The organism is Psychrobacter sp. W2-37-MNA-CIBAN-0211, from assembly GCF_040309405.1.
In the GTDB taxonomy this organism is placed as follows: domain Bacteria; phylum Pseudomonadota; class Gammaproteobacteria; order Pseudomonadales; family Moraxellaceae; genus Psychrobacter; species Psychrobacter glaciei.
Genome location: NZ_JBEOOU010000551.1, coordinates 1 through 239 on the forward strand (window position 1 = coordinate 1; position 239 = coordinate 239).

Annotated in this window: 1 protein-coding gene; it reads right to left on the reverse strand. The window is 61.5% G+C overall.

From position 1 onward, the window contains the following. On the reverse strand, positions 1-239 hold a 239-nt coding region (locus AAEY72_RS16230), incomplete at both ends, for a methyl-accepting chemotaxis protein (protein ID WP_352311711.1).

The following is a 239-nucleotide window of genomic DNA, read 5'->3' on the forward strand; positions in this document are numbered from 1 at the left end:
GCGCAAGGTGCTGACCAGCCGTTCGATTTCTTCGGTCGATTGCTGGGTGCGCTTGGCCAGTGCCCGCACCTCATCGGCCACCACCGCAAAGCCACGCCCTTGCTCACCGGCACGCGCCGCCTCAATCGCAGCGTTCAAGGCCAGCAAGTTGGTCTGTTCGGCCACACTCTGGATCACACTCAAGACGGTACCAATGTTCTGGATTTGCGCACTGAGGCTTTCGATGCTGGCGCTGGCAC